Annotated in this window: 13 protein-coding genes, 3 tRNA genes and 4 pseudogenes; 17 read left to right on the top strand and 3 right to left on the bottom strand. The window is 65.7% G+C overall.

Annotated elements, in window-relative coordinates; translation table 11 throughout:
* Positions 1 to 25 precede the first annotated feature (25 nt).
* The 10 genes and pseudogenes from folC (at position 26) to ACHMXA_RS24110 (ending at position 8,345) form a co-directional block, all read left to right on the top strand.
* Positions 26 to 1,334 (top strand): annotated as a pseudogene (folC, locus tag ACHMXA_RS24155) (bifunctional tetrahydrofolate synthase/dihydrofolate synthase).
* A gap of 61 nt (positions 1,335 to 1,395) precedes the next feature.
* A complete protein-coding gene (locus ACHMXA_RS24150) occupies positions 1,396 to 2,274 on the top strand; it encodes an SPOR domain-containing protein (protein WP_395316574.1) in 879 nt (292 codons plus the stop codon).
* Positions 2,275 to 2,295: 21 nt separating this feature from the next.
* Complete coding sequence (locus tag ACHMXA_RS24145) at positions 2,296 to 2,781, top strand: CvpA family protein (RefSeq protein ID WP_176667221.1); 486 nt, start codon at positions 2,296 to 2,298, stop codon at positions 2,779 to 2,781.
* Positions 2,782 to 2,793: 12 nt separating this feature from the next.
* Positions 2,794 to 4,296 carry an amidophosphoribosyltransferase gene (gene purF, locus ACHMXA_RS24140; protein WP_395316573.1) on the top strand — a complete coding sequence of 501 codons (1,503 nt, stop codon included), beginning with the start codon at positions 2,794 to 2,796 and terminating at the stop codon, positions 4,294 to 4,296.
* 11 nt (positions 4,297 to 4,307) lie between these two features.
* A pseudogene (locus ACHMXA_RS24135) lies at positions 4,308 to 5,535 on the top strand (O-succinylhomoserine sulfhydrylase).
* Positions 5,536 to 5,539: 4 nt separating this feature from the next.
* Positions 5,540 to 6,927 (top strand): annotated as a pseudogene (gene gltX / locus ACHMXA_RS24130) (glutamate--tRNA ligase).
* Positions 6,928 to 6,962: 35 nt separating this feature from the next.
* Positions 6,963 to 7,038 (top strand) — tRNA-Ala (locus ACHMXA_RS24125).
* A 48-nt stretch (positions 7,039 to 7,086) separates the two neighbouring features.
* Positions 7,087 to 7,162 (top strand) — tRNA-Glu (locus ACHMXA_RS24120).
* Between the two features lie 69 nt (positions 7,163 to 7,231).
* Positions 7,232 to 7,308 (top strand) — tRNA-Asp (locus ACHMXA_RS24115).
* Positions 7,309 to 7,967: 659 nt separating this feature from the next.
* Positions 7,968 to 8,345 (top strand): HU family DNA-binding protein, encoded by a 378-nt coding sequence (locus tag ACHMXA_RS24110; protein ID WP_019658275.1) that lies wholly within the window; start codon positions 7,968 to 7,970, stop codon positions 8,343 to 8,345.
* Positions 8,346 to 8,465: 120 nt separating this feature from the next.
* Here ACHMXA_RS24110 and ACHMXA_RS24105 read toward each other — a convergent pair whose 3' ends face one another.
* Positions 8,466 to 8,675, bottom strand: coding sequence for a hypothetical protein (locus ACHMXA_RS24105; protein ID WP_176667216.1), 210 nt, complete (start codon positions 8,673 to 8,675; stop codon positions 8,466 to 8,468).
* A 173-nt stretch (positions 8,676 to 8,848) separates the two neighbouring features.
* Between ACHMXA_RS24105 and ACHMXA_RS24100 the strand changes: the two genes are divergently transcribed.
* Complete coding sequence (locus ACHMXA_RS24100) at positions 8,849 to 9,319, top strand: hypothetical protein (RefSeq protein ID WP_395316572.1); 471 nt, start codon at positions 8,849 to 8,851, stop codon at positions 9,317 to 9,319.
* A gap of 100 nt (positions 9,320 to 9,419) precedes the next feature.
* Positions 9,420 to 11,253 (top strand): annotated as a pseudogene (locus tag ACHMXA_RS24095) (bifunctional metallophosphatase/5'-nucleotidase).
* A gap of 30 nt (positions 11,254 to 11,283) precedes the next feature.
* Here the strand turns inward: ACHMXA_RS24095 and ACHMXA_RS24090 are convergent.
* Positions 11,284 to 11,943, bottom strand: coding sequence for a DUF418 domain-containing protein (locus ACHMXA_RS24090; RefSeq protein WP_395316571.1), 660 nt, complete (start codon positions 11,941 to 11,943; stop codon positions 11,284 to 11,286).
* 241 nt (positions 11,944 to 12,184) lie between these two features.
* Here ACHMXA_RS24090 and ACHMXA_RS24085 point away from each other — a divergent pair, with 241 nt between their 5' ends.
* Complete coding sequence (locus ACHMXA_RS24085; protein WP_176667212.1) at positions 12,185 to 12,769, top strand: YSC84-related protein; 585 nt, start codon at positions 12,185 to 12,187, stop codon at positions 12,767 to 12,769.
* Positions 12,770 to 12,823: 54 nt separating this feature from the next.
* Here the strand turns inward: ACHMXA_RS24085 and ACHMXA_RS24080 are convergent, their stop codons facing one another.
* On the bottom strand, positions 12,824 to 13,666 hold the full coding sequence (locus ACHMXA_RS24080) for a plasmid replication/partition related protein (protein ID WP_395316570.1): 843 nt from the start codon (positions 13,664 to 13,666) through the stop codon (positions 12,824 to 12,826).
* Between the two features lie 424 nt (positions 13,667 to 14,090).
* Between ACHMXA_RS24080 and ACHMXA_RS24075 the strand changes: the two genes are divergently transcribed.
* The 4 genes from ACHMXA_RS24075 to ACHMXA_RS24060 all read left to right on the top strand — a co-directional run bounded on the left by ACHMXA_RS24075 (position 14,091) and on the right by ACHMXA_RS24060 (position 16,198).
* On the top strand, positions 14,091 to 14,624 hold the full coding sequence (locus tag ACHMXA_RS24075; RefSeq protein ID WP_395321363.1) for a sigma-70 family RNA polymerase sigma factor: 534 nt from the start codon (positions 14,091 to 14,093) through the stop codon (positions 14,622 to 14,624).
* Between the two features lie 57 nt (positions 14,625 to 14,681).
* Positions 14,682 to 14,990 (top strand): DUF4880 domain-containing protein, encoded by a 309-nt coding sequence (locus ACHMXA_RS24070; RefSeq protein WP_395316569.1) that lies wholly within the window; start codon positions 14,682 to 14,684, stop codon positions 14,988 to 14,990.
* A gap of 219 nt (positions 14,991 to 15,209) precedes the next feature.
* Positions 15,210 to 15,467 (top strand): MbtH family protein, encoded by a 258-nt coding sequence (locus ACHMXA_RS24065; protein WP_395316568.1) that lies wholly within the window; start codon positions 15,210 to 15,212, stop codon positions 15,465 to 15,467.
* Positions 15,468 to 15,472: 5 nt separating this feature from the next.
* Positions 15,473 to 16,198: a thioesterase II family protein gene (locus ACHMXA_RS24060; RefSeq protein WP_395321362.1), complete on the top strand. Its 726-nt coding sequence runs from the start codon at positions 15,473 to 15,475 to the stop codon at positions 16,196 to 16,198.
* Positions 16,199 to 16,200 lie beyond the last annotated feature (2 nt).

The following is a 16,200-nucleotide window of genomic DNA, read 5'->3' as shown; positions in this document are numbered from 1 at the left end:
TGCCCCGGTCGACGGGTCGGCGACAATGCCCGCCTCCATGGAAACCCTGAACGACTGGCTCGAGCGCGCCGAGCGACTCCATCCCAAGAACATCGAGCTCGGACTCGAGCGCGCCAAAGAGATGGCGCAGCGTCTCGGCCTGCGTTTCGGCTGCCCCGTCATCACGGTGGCCGGCACCAACGGCAAGGGCTCGACCTGCGCCATGCTCGAATCGATCCTGACGCACGCGGGCTACCGCACGGCGGTGTTCACCTCTCCGCACCTGGTGCGCTTCGAGGAGCGGCTGCGGCTCCTGGGCGAGGCCGTCGATGCTTCCAAACTGATAGCAAGCTTCGAAGTGGTGGAAAAGGCGCGCGGCGAGATGCCCCTGACCTATTTCGAGTTCACCACGCTCGGCATCCTGCACTGCATGATCGAGCAGAAGCCCGACGTGGCGATCCTCGAGGTCGGCCTGGGCGGCCGGCTCGACGCGGTCAACATCATCGACACCGACTGCGCGGTCATCACCAGCATCGACCTCGACCACATGGAATACCTCGGTCCCGACCGCGAGAGCATCGGCTTCGAGAAGGCCGGGATCATGCGCCCGGGCAAGCCCGCCATCGTGAGCGACCCGGTGCCGCCGCAGAGCGTGGTCGACCACGCCAATGCGATCGGCGCCGACCTGTGGCGCTTCGGAACCGACTTCAACGTCTCTGGCGACAAGCAGCAGTGGGGCTGGTCGGGCCGCGGGCGGCGCTACAGCGGGCTGGCCTATCCGGCGCTGCGCGGCGCCAACCAGCTCATCAATGCGGCCGGCGTGCTGGCGGCGCTCGAAGGCGCTGCGGCCGCAGTTGCCGATCACCGCGCAGGCCGTGCGCAACGGGCTCGCGATGGTCGAGCTGCCGGGCCGCTTCCAGATCGTGCCGGGCGAGCCGGCACTGGTGCTCGACGTGGCGCACAACGCGCACGCGGTGGCCGCGCTGGCCGAGAACCTCGATGCGATGGGCTTCTACCCGACCACGCACGGTGTCTTCGGCGTGATGGCGGACAAGGACCTGGCCCCGATCCTCGCGCGCATCGGACCGCTGATCGACCGCTGGTACTTCACCGACCTGCCCACGCCGCGCGCCGCCAAGGCGTCCGATCTGCTGGCCGCCTGGCAGGCGCAGAACAAGCGCACCGACGCCTCCGGCAGCGTGCACGCGAGCCCCATGGAAGCGCTGGACGCGGCCATCGGGCAGGCAGGGGTCGCTGATAGAATCGTGGTCTTCGGATCGTTCTTCACCGTGGGTGGCGTGCTCGAAAACGGCACCCCCCGGCTGCAAGCCAAACACCTGTCGCCGGGCGGCTGACCGTCGGGCCGTACACACCTTCTGGCGCAAGCTCGCTGCACTCCTTCAGGGATCGAACTTCATGGCGTTTTTCAAGTTCCGCACGCGCGGCCCGCAAGGCAACGAAGGACGAGGCGCCCCGGCAGCCGTCCCCGCGGAAAGTGTCGAAACCATGCGTCGGCGTGCGCGCCACCGGCTGCTCGGCGCGGCGGTGCTGGTGCTGCTCGGCGTGATCGGCTTCCCGCTGCTGTTCGATACCCAGCCGCGGCCCGTATCGGTCGACATCCCCATCGAGATTCCCGACCGCAACAAGGTCAAGCCGCTGCCCGTTCCCGCGACGCCCGCGCCTGCCGCGAGCACCTCGTCGGCGGCGCCCGACAACAGCGGCAGCAACTCGCGCGTTGCCTCTTCCTCGTCCAGCGGCATGATCACCGAGACCGCCGACGGCACCGTGATCGACCCCGGCAAGCCCTTGCCCGCCACGCCGCCCGTTGCGGACGTGGAGCCCAAGCCCGAACCGAAGCCGAAGCCCGAGCCCAAACCGGAGCCGAAGCCGGAACCGAAACCCGAACACAAGCCGGAACCCAAGCCCGAGGCCAAGCCGAAGCCGGAAGCCAAGCCTGAAGCGAAACCCAAGCCCGCCGCCGTCGACGATGGCGCTCGTGCCCGCGCGCTGCTCGAGGGCAAGCCCGCCACCGCTGCCGCGGCCAAGCCTGCCGCAGCCGACGATGCCGGCCGTTTCGTGGTGCAGGTCGGCGCCTTCGCCGATGCCGACAAGGCGCGCGAGGTGCGCCAGAAGCTCGAGAAGGCCGGTCTCAAGACCTATGTGCACGTTGCGAAGACGGCCGACGGTGAGCGCACGCGTGTGCGTGTCGGCCCCTTCAGCTCGCGTGCCGAGGCCGACCGCGCTGCCGAGAAGGTCAAGGGCTTGTCTTTGTCGGCCGCGATCCTCACGTTGTAAGAGTCGTCGCCTTCCGTTGCCGTGGCCTTGCTCGACTGGATCGCCGTCGCGCTCATCGGGGTGTCGATGCTTTTCGGCCTGGTGCGCGGGCTGGTGTTCGAAGTGATTTCGCTGATCGGATGGGTGGCCGCCTTCATTGCAGCCCAGTGGCTGGCCTCGGGCGTGGCGGCATGGCTGCCGTTCGGCGACCCGCAGGGGGCGTGGCGCTACCCGCTGGCCTTCGTGCTGGTGTTCGTGGCGGTGGTGTTCGGCGTGGGGCTGGTGGCAGCGCTCACGCGCAAGTTGATCACGGTCGTGGGTTTGCGGCCGGTGGACCGGATTCTGGGCGCGGCGTTCGGCGCGGCGCGGGGCGTGGTGGCCCTGCTCGTGTTCGCCGTCGTTGTCCATTTGCTGGTGTTGAGCGACAGTGCCTGGTGGCACGAATCGCGCAGCGCCGTTGTTCTCGATGCGGCATTGCAGGGCCTCAAGCCCTCCCTGCCTGAAAAGTTGGCCAGCTACCTGCCCTAAGGGGAATCGTTCATGTGTGGAATCGTCGGCGTTGTCAGCAACGCACCCGTCAATCAGCTGCTCTATGACGCGCTGCTGCTCCTGCAGCACCGCGGCCAGGATGCCGCAGGCATCGTCACGCTGCAGGAACGCAAGTTCTTCATGCACAAGGCCAAGGGCATGGTCCGCGACGTGTTCCGCACGCGCAACATGCGCGCGCTGCCCGGCAGCGTGGGCCTGGGCCAGGTGCGCTACCCGACCGCCGGCAACGCCTACAGCGAGGAAGAGGCCCAGCCCTTCTACGTGAACGCGCCCTTCGGCATCGTGCTGGTGCACAACGGCAACCTGACCAACGCCCACGCGCTGCGTTCGGAATTGTTCTCCACCGACCATCGCCACACCAACACCGAGAGCGACTCCGAAGTGCTGCTCAACGTGCTGGCGCACGAACTCGAGCGCGCCTCGCGTGGCGTGCCGCTGCATCCGGCCGAGGTGTTCGCTGCAGTGAAGAGCATGCACAAGCGCCTGCGCGGCTCGTATGCCGTGGTGTCGCTCATCGCCGGCCACGGCCTGCTGGCCTTCCGCGATCCGTACGGCATCCGCCCGCTGTGCATGGGCCGCAGCGCCGACGGCACCGTGATGGTGGCCAGCGAATCGGTCGCGCTGGAAGGCTCGGGCCATACCTTCGAGCGCAACATCAATCCGGGCGAGGCGGTGTTCATCGACCTCGAGGGCAACGTCCATTCGATGCAGTGCGCCGAGTCGCCGACGCTCAACCCCTGCATCTTCGAATTCGTCTACCTGGCCCGTCCGGACTCGGTGCTCGACGGCATCTCGGTCTACCAGGCACGCCTGAACCTGGGCGAGACGCTGGCCAAGCGCGTGGTGTCGACGGTGCCGCCGAACCAGATCGACGTGATCATCCCGATTCCCGAGTCGAGCCGCCCGAGCGCCACGCAGCTGGCGCACCTGCTGGGCGTGCCGTACCGCGAGGGCTTCGTGAAGAACCGCTACGTAGGCCGCACCTTCATCATGCCGGGGCAGGGCGTGCGCAAGAAATCGGTGCGCCAGAAGCTCAACGTGATCGGCAGCGAGTTCAAGGGCCGCAACGTGCTGCTGGTCGACGACTCCATCGTGCGCGGCACCACCAGTAAGGAAATCGTGCAGATGGCGCGCGACGCCGGCGCCCGCAAGGTCTACCTGGCCAGTGCCGCGCCGCCGGTGCGCTACCCCAACGTCTACGGCATCGACATGCCGACCAAGGACGAACTGGTGGCGCACGACCGCAGCGTCGAGGAAATCCGTGAGCTGATCGGCTGCGACGCGCTGATCTACCAGGACGTCGACGCCATGAAGCGCGCCATCGGCTCGCTCAACGGCAAGCTCGACGGCTTCGACGCATCGTGCTTCGACGGCGTGTACGTGACCGGCGATATCGACACCGAAGCCATCTCGCGCATGAACGGCAACCGCCCGCGCATCGAAGAGACCGAAGAGGACTCTTCGCGCCTCGCGCTCCCCAATCACAGCGAGTGAGGGCAGCCGAAGTGACCGACGACGATCGAACACTGCCGCCCGGGCTGCATCCCGAGACGCTCGCGCTGCGCACCGGCCTGGCACCGAGCCAGTACGGTGAGCATTCCGACGCGCTCTTCCTGACCAGCGGCTTCGTGCAGCCCGATGCCGAGACCTCGATGCGCCGCTTCGCGGGCACCGAGCCGGGTTTCACCTATTCGCGCACCTCGAACCCGACCGTGACCAGCTTCGAGCAGCGCATCGCGGCGCTCGAAGGCACGGAAGCGGCCATCGGCGCATCGACCGGCATGGGCGCGATCCTCATGATGTGCATGGGCCTGCTGAAGGCCGGCGACCATGTGGTCTGCTCGCGCTCGGTGTTCGGCTCCACACTGAACCTGTTCGGCAAGGAGTTCGCCAAATTCGGCGTCGAGACCACCTTCGTGTCGCAGACCGACGTGGCCGAATGGCGCGCGGCCGTGAAGCCCAACACGAAGCTGCTGTTCGCCGAGACGCCGACCAATCCGCTCACCGAGGTCTGCGACATCCGCGCGCTGGCCGACGTGGCGCACGCCGCGGGCGCGCTGCTGGCGGTCGACAACTGCTTCTGCACGCCGATCCTGCAGCGTCCGGCGGCGCTGGGCGCGGACCTCGTCATTCATTCCGGCACCAAGCACCTCGACGGCCAGGGCCGCGTGATGGCGGGCGCGATCTGCGGTCCCTCGAAGCTCATCGTCGACGTGTTCGGGCCCATCGTGCGCACCGCCGGCATGGCGCTGGCGCCGTTCAACGCGTGGGTGGTGCTCAAGGGCATCGAGACGCTGGGCATCCGCATGAAGGCGCATTGCGCCAATGCGATGGAGATCGCGCAGTGGCTCGAAGAAGCAGCCGGGCGTCTCGCGCGTGTACTACCCCGGGCTCGCCTCGCATGCGCAGCACGAGCTGGCCATGCAGCAGCAGTCGGGGCAGGGCGGCGCGGTGGTGTCGTTCGACGTGGTCGGCGACTCGCCCGAGACGGCGCGCGCCAATGCCTTCCACGTCATGAACAGCACGCGCGTGGTGAGCCTGGCCACCAACCTCGGCGACGTGAAGACCATCATCACGCACCCCGGCACCACTTCGCATGGCCGGCTGACCGAAGCGCAGCGCCAGGCGGCGGGCATCGGCCAGGGGCTGATCCGCCTCGCGGTGGGCCTCGAGCACGTCGAAGACATCAAGGCCGACATCGCGCGCGGCCTGAGCACACTGAATCCACGATAACGAAATGACCGGCAAAGTACGCACCCGCATCGCACCATCCCCCACGGGTTTTCTTCACCTGGGCACGGCTCGCACGGCCCTCTACTCGTGGGCCTATGCGCGCCACTACGGCGGCGAGTTCGTGCTGCGCATCGAGGACACCGACGTGGCCCGCTCCACGCAGGACTCCACCGACCAGATCCTCGCGTCGATGCACTGGCTCGGCCTCGAATACGACGAAGGCCCGATCTACCAGATGCAGCGCCTGGAGCGCTATCGCGAAGTGATCGCGCAGATGATCGCGGCGGGCACCGCCTACTACTGCTACTGCACCCCAGCGGAGCTCAGGAGATGCGCGAGGCGCAACGTGCACGCGGCGAGAAGACGCTGTACGACCGCCGCTGGCGTCCCGAGCCGGGTAAGGCGCTGCCGCCCGTGCCCGAAGGCGTGCCGCCCGTGGTGCGCTTCTGCAACCCGCCCGAAGGCGACGTGACGTGGAACGACCTCGTGAAGGGCGAGATCACCATCAACAACCGCGAGATCGACGACCTGATCATCCTGCGGCCCGACGGTGTGCCGACCTATAACTTCGCCGTGGTGGTCGACGACTTGGACATGAACATCACGCACGTGTTCCGCGGCGACGAGCACATCAACAACACGCCGTGGCAGATCAACATCTTCCGCGCGCTGGGTGCACCGCTGCCCGAGTTCGGCCACGTGCCGGTGATCCTCGGCGACGACGGACAGAAGCTCTCGAAGCGCCGCGGCGCGGTGAGCGTCACTGCCTACGAGGACAACGGCTACCTGCCCGAAGCGATGCTCGACTATCTCGCGCGCCTCGGCTGGAGCCATGGCGACGACGAACTCTTCACGCGCGAGCAGATGGTGAGCTGGTTCGACGGTTCGCACCTGTCGAAGAGCCCCGCGCAGTGGGATGCGGCCAAGCTCGCGTGGGTCAACGCGCAGTACATCAAGGCGAAGAGCGGCGATGAACTCGCGCCGCTCGTTGCAGCGCAGTTGCAGAAGCGCGGCATCGTTGCAGATAAGCGTCTGCCTGCGATCTGCGCGCTCTTCAAGGATCGCTGCGACACGACGGTGGCTCTGGCCGACTGGGCTGCTGCGTTCTATGCGGACATCACCGTGACCGAAGCCGATCGCGCACAGCACATCACCGATGCAGTGAAGCCCGCAATCGCAACGCTCGCAGAAAAAATGATGACGGTCGCGTGGGATAAGGCCTCGATCGCAGTTATGATCAAGGAAGTCCTCGCGACACACGCATTGAAGATGCCAGTGTTAGCGATGCCAGTACGAGTGCTTGTGATGGGAACACCGCAAACACCGTCCTTGGATTCAGTCCTCGAAATTTTTTCCCGCGAAAAAGTTATCGAACGATTGAGAAAGGCCTGAAATTCGGGCTATAATCTGAGGCTCGACACCCACACGGGGGTATAGCTCAGCTGGGAGAGCGCTTGCATGGCATGCAAGAGGTCAGCGGTTCGATCCCGCTTACCTCCACCAGAGTGTCGAGATGGTTTGAGATGCTGATCGCAGCACGTCCAAGGTTTTGACCCTATCGTCTAGAGGCCTAGGACACCACCCTTTCACGGTGGCTACCGGGGTTCGAATCCCCGTAGGGTCGCCAGTTTCACTTCGGTGAAGCCGGCACGAGTCGTCAACACTCGGTTCCGCATGGAGCGAACGTTGTCTACCAGGAGTGGTAGTTCAGTTGGTTAGAATACCGGCCTGTCACGCCGGGGGTCGCGGGTTCGAGTCCCGTCCACTCCGCCAGTCAGAAGCCCCTGCAGTCAAAAGCTGCAGGGGCTTTTCACTTTCTGGCTTCTGCCTTTTCTTTGCTCTCCCGATTCATTCATTGGTCTGCGTGCGCCTGTTGCATCACGGCTACGAGCGCGTGCGCTCGTAGCATGGCAAGTGCGGCGTATCGAATGAATGGACGATCAGTTTCGGGGCGAGCTCACGATGCGCTTGCTCATGAAGAGCATCGGTAGAGACGCCCGATGCTTGGCCCGCCGATGCTGTTGGAGAACAACGTAGCGGACGCGCGCTCGATACGTAGCTTTGTAGCGACGGTAGTGTCGCCATCGCAGGGGCATTGATGAGCCGCAGCAGCCCTCGCAAGCACGGTGTCGTCAAATCTCATCGGAGAACTTCGTCGTGGCTCGGCGTCCTTGTCATCGCACAGAGTTAGATTTTTCTCGCGGATAGATGGTCATCCGTGACCTGGATTGCCCGTGAAATGCCCTGCAGCGCACGCCGACATGCGAGCACAAGACCTCCTCGAAGACCGAATGAGGCAAATCAACGACAGCCCGAAGCGACCGCGTTACATCCGGGCTCTCGCAGTCGAATAAACTCCCGCCCGCTTGCAGCGTGATTCGTGCTGCGCCGCCATAGGCAACATGGCGAAATCAAACCTACTAGGAACTCAGTTGAACCGCATCGAACTCGTCGAAAAAATCGCCGTCGCCCACAACCTCAGCAAGGCAGAAGCCGCGCGCGTTCTCGAGACCATCACCAGCTCGATCGTCGCAGCCGTGAAGAAGGACGATCCCGTCCAGATCGTCGGCTTCGGCACTTTCAAGCAAGTGGCGCGCGCCGCACGCTCGGGCTTCAACCCCAGCGCCGGCACCAAGATCAAGATCGCCGCACAGAAGGTGCCGAAGTTCGTGCCGGGCGCAGCCTTCAAGGCCGCCGTGGACCCCAAGGCTGCAAAGCGCAAGGCCGACAGCAAGGCTGCGACCGCCAAGCCCGCAGCGAAGAAGGCTGCCGCACCCGCCAAGAAGGCCGCTGCTGCCAAGAAGAAGTAAGAACCGGTGACGCATGCATTGCAGTAGCCGCAGGCTGCTGATGCAGAGCAAACGAAAAACGGCCCCTCGGGGCCGTTTTTCATGGGCAGTGCTATTGCCGCCGGCAAACAAAGTGAGTCTTCAGTCGGGCTGGATCACGCCCTCGTTCAGGTAGCGCTGGTATTCGGCGATCGGGATCGCCGTCGTCTGCATGGTGCCGGCATCGCCCCAGCTCAGCACGGCGCTGTCGGGCGCCAGCTGGATCTCGATGGGGCCCTGGGGAATGAGGATCAGGGGGCCGTCGCCGGCCCGGTATTCGACATTTCCTGTGACTTTCGCATTGGCTGCCATGTTCGTTCCTCGGGGTGTTGGGGAATGCGGGGGACGGAACTCAAGCGTATAGGAATCCGGTGCTCAGCGGGTGCGCCGGCATGCGTTTATCCGTGTAGGCCGAATGGCTGTCGGCCGGCTGCAGGCGGGCGTCACACCGGCGTCATGCCTGGCGTGGCACGCTCATGCCTCCAATGCCAAAGCGGATCAAGATTCTCGCGGCGTCGATCGCCTGCGTCGCCATCCTGGCGGCGGGCATCGCGTGGCGCCTGATCGCTGCGGGTGAGGCGCAGGCCAGCGCCGCCAGGGCAAGCCCTTCGCTCGAGATCCGCTGGCACGGTGGCGGCATCGTGTTGCAGGGCATGGTGCGCGATGCCGTCACGCAACAAGCCCTCGCCGCGAGCGCGGCCGCACGCCTGGGCGGCGAGAGCGAGCAGGTGATCGACTGGCTAGACATCACGCCCGCCGCGCCGCCGGTGGCAGATCCAGCCGCGCTCGCCCGGCTCATCCTCCTCGGACAGGAGGGCTGGCATCTGCAGCGCCGGCCGACCGAAGGCTGGCTCGCAGTGCAGTTCCCAGCCGACGAGCGCAGCCTGCAGGCCAAGACGCTCCTACAGGCCGCCTTCGGCCCTGGTGTCTCGATTCGCCTCGTTCAGTTGCCCTGAGCCCGCGACCGATCTCCTTGCGAAGCGATCGGGCCTTCATGGCTTCGTCATGTGCCATGTCCAGCATCCGCTGCATTCCAAACAAAGGAGAGAGGTTCCCATGCGCTCATCGTTGAAGCACTTCGCCCTTGCCGGCGCGGTGGCGGCTGCCCTGACTGCCTGCGGCGGCAGCGGCAGTTCGAACAATTTCATTCCGTTCGTGCCGCCTCCCACGGCAAGCAATCCGCCAGCTCCGGCGCCCGCGCCTGCCGCTCCCGGCAGCGTGGACGTGAAGCTCATCGCCTTCAACGACCTGCACGGCAACCTCGAGCCGCCGAAGCTGTCGATCACCGCGCCTGCCAAGGCGGGCGGCACGGTGCCGGTGCCCGCCGGCGGCGCTGCCTACATGGCATCGGCCATTGCCTCGCTGAAGGAAAAGAATCCGAACAACGCAGTCGTGTCGGCCGGCGACATGATCGGCGCGTCGCCGCTGGTCTCGGCGCTCTTTCTCGACGAATCGACCATCGAAACCGTCAACGCGATGAAGATCGACTTCAACGCGGTCGGCAACCACGAGTTCGACAAGGGCCAGACCGAACTGCTGCGCATGAAGAATGGCGGCTGCGCGAAGAACACCGCGCTCGAGCCCTGCCGCGTGAACAAGAGCTTCCCGGGCGCCAACTTCGGCTTCCTCGCGGCCAACACGGTGAAGAGCGACGGCAACACGCTGTTCCCCGCCACGGGCATGAAGACCTTCACGAAAGACGGCGCCACGGTGAAGGTCGCCTTCATCGGTATGACGCTCAAGGGCACGCCGAACATCGTGACGCCGGCCGGCGTCGCCGGCCTGAGCTTCAAGGACGAGGCCGACACGGCGAACGCGCTGATTCCGCAGCTGAAGTCGCAGGGCGCGGACGCCATCGTCGTCGTCATCCATGAAGGCGGCACCACCACCGTGGGCTACAACGACAGGAGCTGCACGGGCCTGAGCGGCGACATCCTGCCGATTCTCAACAAGCTCGACTCCGCGGTCGATGTCGTGATCTCGGGCCACACGCACCGCTCCTACGTGTGCGACTACGGCAAGACCAATCCGGCCAAGCCCTTCCTGCTGACCAGCGCCGGCCAGTACGGCACGCTGCTGACCGACATCAACCTCACCATCGACACGCGCACGCGCAAGGTGACGGCCAAGGCCGCGGACAACGTGATCGTGCAGGGCGAGGCCTACACCAGCGGCTCGACCACCGTCGCGCTGACCGACCAGTACCCCGTCTTCGGCAAGAACCAGGAAGTGGCCGCGCTCATCAGCCAGTACCTCGCCATCGCGGGGCCGCTGGTACAGCGCGTGGTGGGCTCGCTGACCGCAACGGCCACACGCACGCAGACTGCGTCCAAGGAAAGCGTGCTGGGCAACCTGATCGCCGATGCGCAACTGGCCGCAACAAAGCCCGTCGGCAAGGGTGAAGCGCAGATCGCCTTCATGAACCCGGGCGGCGTTCGCGCCGACCTCGCGCCCGCAGGCGACGGCAGCGTGACCTACGGCCAGATCTTCGCCGTACAGCCCTTCGGCAACAGCCTGGTGGTGAAGACCATGACCGGCGCGCAGATCAAGGCGGTGCTGGAGCAGCAGTTCAACAGCGGCTCCAACACCACGACTTCGCCGAAGGTGCTGCTGCCTTCGGCAAGCTTCACCTACAGCTACAGCCTCTCGGCGCCCGCCGGTTCTCGCATCAGCAACATGTCGCTCGAACGGCACCGCGATGGCCGACGGCACCAGCTACCGCGTGACCATGAACAGCTTCCTGGCCACCGGCGGCGACAACTTCACCGTCTTCAACCAGGGCACCGATGCGCTCGGCGGCGACCAGGACGTGGATGCCCTGGAGGCCTACATCAAGGCGAACAGCCCGCTGACGCCGCCGGCCACCAACCGCATCACGGTTCTTCCCTGAGCAGGTGACGGCGAACGGGGCGGGCCGCGTTCAGCCGGCCAGCCCGCCGAGACGAACCCCTTCGAGCGCCGCGGGGTGGGACCTCGCCAGCCACATGCAGCTGAACACGGCCTGCAGCACGGCGATCGCGACACCAGGCACGGCAACCCCCAGCAGGAGCCCGAAGCGCGGCTCCAGCGCATGGAAAAGGCCAAGTACGAACAGCACCTGCACAAGGTAGTTCGCCGACCAGATGCACCCCGTCGGGGAGAGCTTGCGCAGCCATCGGCGCCAGCGCGGCTGCTGGAACATCAGAACGAATGCTGCGATGCAGACCGCGAACAGAGCCAGTGCGAGCGGCGCGCCGCCTTGCGGCAGTGCGACCGCGACAAGACCGGCGGCAAGCGCCGCCTGCAGCAGGCGAACCCACAGGTGCCGGTATGCGACGGACTCCTTCAGCATGCGTCGCGCGATCAGGCGTACGGCCCCGGGCTTCTCGCCGGGGCCGTCGACACGCGTCGCAAAGCTCACGCCCAGGAGCAATGCGAGCAGGGCGGCTGACATCGCTGCGAGCTCGAGTGCCGAAGTGCAGAGCAGATCGAGCACGGGCGTGCAAAGCAGCGCGAAGCCGCGCAGAGCGTCGGGCAGTTCGAGGCGGCGAACGCTCCCGGCGCGTGATTGGCGCGGGAGCCTTGCGAGGTCGAGTGTCATGGGAGGGCGCGAAGTCGGTTCGATGTCAGATCGCGGACGGCCGCGTGCAGCCGCCCGCTCCTGAGCCGCGATGCTACGAACCAGCATTGCACGAACATTGCGCCAGATGCGGTAGGACGAGCGGCCATCGGTTCATCGAGGCCGTGACCTTGCGTAGGCCGATGCCTCCAACCGGTTTTGCCTGGTTTTCGCGGAATTAGCATGGGCCGATCCATGTTCTCTGCAAGGAAAGGATTCCGTCATGAAAGCCATGAACTTCCGAACGCTGGCGTTCTCGTCCATCGTGGCGGCGTGCAGCCTGGCATTCGTCGGGTGCACCACCACGCGGCCGCAGGACCAGGCCAGCAGCGCGTCTTCGCGCACTTCCATCGACGCTCAGGTCGATGCCTCGCTGTCCAAGCTGTACGACTCCGTGAAGGGCTCGCGTGAGCTGGTCGCCAGGTCGAGCGGCGTGCTGGTGTTCCCCGCCGTGGTGGGCGCCAGCATGGGCGTGGGTGCCGAATATGGGCGAGGCGCCCTGCGCGTGAACGGCCGCACGCAGGCCTACTACAGCACGACCGCAGGCTCGGTGGGATTCCAGGCCGGGGCGCAGTCGAAGGCGGTGATCTATCTCTTCACCACGCAGGCGGCGCTCGACCAGTTCCGCAACAGCAAGGGCTGGACGGCCGGTGCGGATGCCACCGTGGCGCTCGCGACCATCGGAGCCAACGGCAGCATCGACACGAACACCCTTCGCCAGCCGGTGGTGGGATTCGTGATGACCAACGTGGGGCTTGAGGCCGGCGTTTCGCTGTCGGGCGCCAAGATCAGCGCAATCCAGCCCTAATTAGTCAATCTTGATAAAGAAAGCCCGTCGGTCCCGAGCGGACCGGCGGAGCTTTCAATGCGCGAGCTGCGCCTGCAGGTCGGCGACCTGCCTGCGCAGCGATTCGTTCTCGGCCGTGAGTTCTGCCACGCGCTGCTGAAGCGCCTGCACTGTGTCCGTGCCACTTTCGTCGTCCGGCGAGGCTTCGGCGGATTCCGCACGCGGTTTCTTCTTCGACTCGCGAACGCGCTTGGCCGCCTGCTTGAGCTCGTCCTTGCCGGCATTCGCGGCTGACACCTGCTCTTCGGCCGGCAGCGTGGCCACGGCCGCCGCGGTGTTGATCGAGATCACGCCCGATTTCACGGCTGCCACCAGTTCCGGCGCAGCCTGCTTCTGGATCTTCTCGATCATCACGACTTGGCTGCTGCTCAGGCGCGCGGCCCGGGCGATGGCTTCGCGGCTGTTGAGCGGCGCGGGCGGCGGCAGGGGTGCTGCGCCGTCGTCCGGCGTTGCGTCGGCGGGCGGATCGACGTCGAACGGCGCGTCCGACGAGGAGGCTGCCGACTCCGCCGGTGCCGTTGCGGAACGGCTGCGCTGCTGGTCGACGATGTCCTTCTTCCTTAGCGCGAGCACGCCGCGCAGATAGTCCGAAATGCTGCGCCGGCCCAGGTGCTGATCGATCATCCAGAGGTGCACGTCCTCGATGGTCTTGAAGCGCGGGTTCTGCACGGTCTTGAACGGCAGGCCATGCTTCTGGCAGATGCCATAGCGGTTGTGGCCGTCCACCAGCACGTCGCCCCAAAGCACGAGCGCATCGCGGCAACCCTCGGCCAGGATACTCCGCTCCAGCGCCTCGTGTTCCTCCGGTGTCATGGGATCGATATAGGCTTTGAGTTCTTCGTTGACGACGATGTTCATGGGGCGGGGATCGGGGAGAGGGCGGGATTCTAGATGGGCCGGCGTAGCGCGACGGCACCGGCTGCACCGGCGCTTGCGTCTGCACGCAACTATGCCGGTCGCGTGCGAAGTGGAAGCGGTCTGTTTCGACGGCCCCGTGCAAGTTCACGGACGATTACATCGCGCGAAGTGGACTATCATCGCGGTCCCCACCTGAGCGATGCCGGTCTCCGCGTTTCTGCAGAGCTTCCGGACCAAGCGATTCGCCGCGCCGAATGCTTCTGGGGCCCCACACATTGTTTTGAACGTTGACGCGATAGGTCAACAGGGTGCCTCGAAGTTTGTATATAAATAGAAATGATTCTTGTTTAGATTTGTGCATCAAAAGTAGTAAATCGGACTTGCGGCCCTTGGGGCTCGCTCACAGGAGGAAGAGGTGTTCAACATGCCAGTGCATTCGTCCGAGTCTCCGCTCGGGGAGGTCTTCATCGCCAATCGCGCGCAGCTTTGGCGCGTGGCCCGCAAGATCGTCAATACGTCGGATCTGGCCGACGACGTGGTGCAGGACGCCTACCTGAAGATCGTGGACGGCCCTTGCGTGCGGCATGCCGAGCGGCCCATCGGCTACTGCTGCCAGGTGGTGCGCAACATGGCCCTGGACTACTGCCGCCGCCACCGCGTCGAAGCGAGCTATCGCACCTTCGATGTCGACGTGGAACTGCTCGACGTGCAAGCCGTCGGCACGCCCGACCGCGTGATGTGCGAGCGTCAGGTCATCAGCGCGATCGACAGGGTTCTTTCCGGACTCGCGCCGAGAACGCGCCTCGTGTTTGAGCTCTATCGGCTGGAAGGCCTGACACAGCGCGAGATCGCGGCGCGCCTGGGCTGTGCGCTGGGGCTGGTGAACGGCCTGATCGCCGAGGCTGCGACGGCCATCAAGTCGTGCGGCCACCTGCTGCTCGAAAGAGACGCGATCTAGAGGCGCGCACCACAGCTTGCGGGAAAGGGCTGGCCCGTTTCCCGCGAGAATGCGCGGATGGGTGCATCGGCAGGGGCGCTCGAGACCCGGCCTGCACGGAAAACGCGAGCGGCTTCAATGACTCAAGAAAAGAACGATCCCATCTGGAACACCGCATGGGAATGGGTGCAGCGTGAACACGACCGCGAAAATTTCGACGACGCGGCGCGCTCCGAAATGACGGCTTGGCTCCTGGCGCAGCCCTCGCATCGCCGTGCCTATGACAAGGCCGCGCAACTCTGGCTGCTCGCGGGCTTCGTCCCGCCGGTCAATGATTTCGGCGACGGTGACGAGCCGTCCGACACCTCGCCCCAGGCCGACAGCTAACTCCCGCTCCTTTACGAGCCCGTGAACGCGCGCCGCGCCGCGCGTTCCTGCGGTTGCCTCGTCGATAACAGCCCGACGAATGCGACAGTGCCGGCAGGTGCATCGTGAAATGAACAGATTCGGCCGCCAAGCGTCCTGTCAGCAAGGGCGCCGCGATTCGATCCGGTCCACGACCGGACATCGGGCGCTCCTTCTGTTCAATCACACAAGGATGCACCGATGTCGACCAGCTGCTTCGACCGCGAAGACGAAACCTTCATCGTTCTGGTCAATCATGAAGACCAGTATTCCATCTGGCCGCACTGGAAGGCCGTTCCTGGCGGATGGTCTGCCATCGACGGCGTGCGCGGAGACAAGAAAACTGTGCTCGCCTACGTCGAGAGCCACTGGATCGACATGCGTCCGCGCTCGCTGCGCGAATGGATGCAGCAGCAGGAAAGAGAAAACGCACGGGCAGCACAGCGCGTGGCCGGCTGATGTCCGTGCAGGCGCCTCTCTCGCTTCTGTGCCTGCCTTGCGCCGGCGCGAGCGCTGCCATGTACCTGCGCTGGCGTCGCTTCCTTCCGCCGTGGATTCGCGTCGTGCCGGTGGAATTGCCGGGGCGCGGCGCGCGGATGGGCGAGTCCTTCGTCGAAGATTTCGACGCCCTGGTCGCGCGGATCTGCGCCGAGCAGGGCGAAGCGATGCGCGACGACTTCGCGATCTTCGGCCACAGCATGGGCGGGTTGCTGGCCCACGGTCTGGCCCGGCGGCTCCAGGCATCGCGGCGGCCGTTGCCGCGCGCTCTGCTGGTCTCGGGTTGCGCAGCCCCTTCGCGGCGCGACCCCTCGCGCTTTGAAGGCGGAGAAGACGACGCCTCGCTGATTGCCGAGTTGCGCAAGCAGGGTGGCACGCCCGAGGAAGTGTTCGCCAGCGACGAGCTCATGCGCATCACGCTTGACACCTTGCGCGCCGACCGCCGCGTCTGCCGCAGCCATGTCGACGACACCGCGGGTGCGTCGCCGTTGCCGTTGCCCATCCATGCCTTCGCGGGGCGCCAGGACGACATCGAGGCCTCGGCCATGGCGGCCTGGTCTAAAGAAACCGCCAGCGTTTTCACGCTCGACTGGTTCGACGGCGGGCACTTCTTCCTGCGGCAGCACGAGACCGGATTCCTCGCGGCGCTCGCGAGGCGCCTGTCCGCGCAGACGCATCTTCACGCGCACTAAAG

Origin of the sequence: Variovorax sp. UC74_104 (assembly GCF_044055375.1) — a bacterium.
Classification (GTDB): Bacteria; Pseudomonadota; Gammaproteobacteria; order Burkholderiales; family Burkholderiaceae_C; genus Variovorax.
Note: the sequence above shows the minus strand (reverse complement) of the source record. Positions and strands in the feature narration are given on the sequence as shown.

Coding starts and splice junctions, on each gene's coding strand:
- ACHMXA_RS24150 (WP_395316574.1), top strand. CDS start 1,396: ATGGCGTTTTTCAAGTTCCGCACGCGCGGCCCGCAAGGCAACGAAGGA.
- purF (WP_395316573.1), top strand. CDS start 2,794: ATGTGTGGAATCGTCGGCGTTGTCAGCAACGCACCCGTCAATCAGCTG.
- ACHMXA_RS24105 (WP_176667216.1), bottom strand. CDS start 8,675: ATGGCAGCCAATGCGAAAGTCACAGGAAATGTCGAATACCGGGCCGGC.
- ACHMXA_RS24100 (WP_395316572.1), top strand. CDS start 8,849: ATGCCAAAGCGGATCAAGATTCTCGCGGCGTCGATCGCCTGCGTCGCC.
- ACHMXA_RS24090 (WP_395316571.1), bottom strand. CDS start 11,943: ATGACACTCGACCTCGCAAGGCTCCCGCGCCAATCACGCGCCGGGAGC.
- ACHMXA_RS24085 (WP_176667212.1), top strand. CDS start 12,185: ATGAAAGCCATGAACTTCCGAACGCTGGCGTTCTCGTCCATCGTGGCG.
- ACHMXA_RS24080 (WP_395316570.1), bottom strand. CDS start 13,666: ATGAACATCGTCGTCAACGAAGAACTCAAAGCCTATATCGATCCCATG.
- ACHMXA_RS24075 (WP_395321363.1), top strand. CDS start 14,091: ATGCCAGTGCATTCGTCCGAGTCTCCGCTCGGGGAGGTCTTCATCGCC.
- ACHMXA_RS24070 (WP_395316569.1), top strand. CDS start 14,682: ATGGGTGCATCGGCAGGGGCGCTCGAGACCCGGCCTGCACGGAAAACG.
- ACHMXA_RS24065 (WP_395316568.1), top strand. CDS start 15,210: ATGTCGACCAGCTGCTTCGACCGCGAAGACGAAACCTTCATCGTTCTG.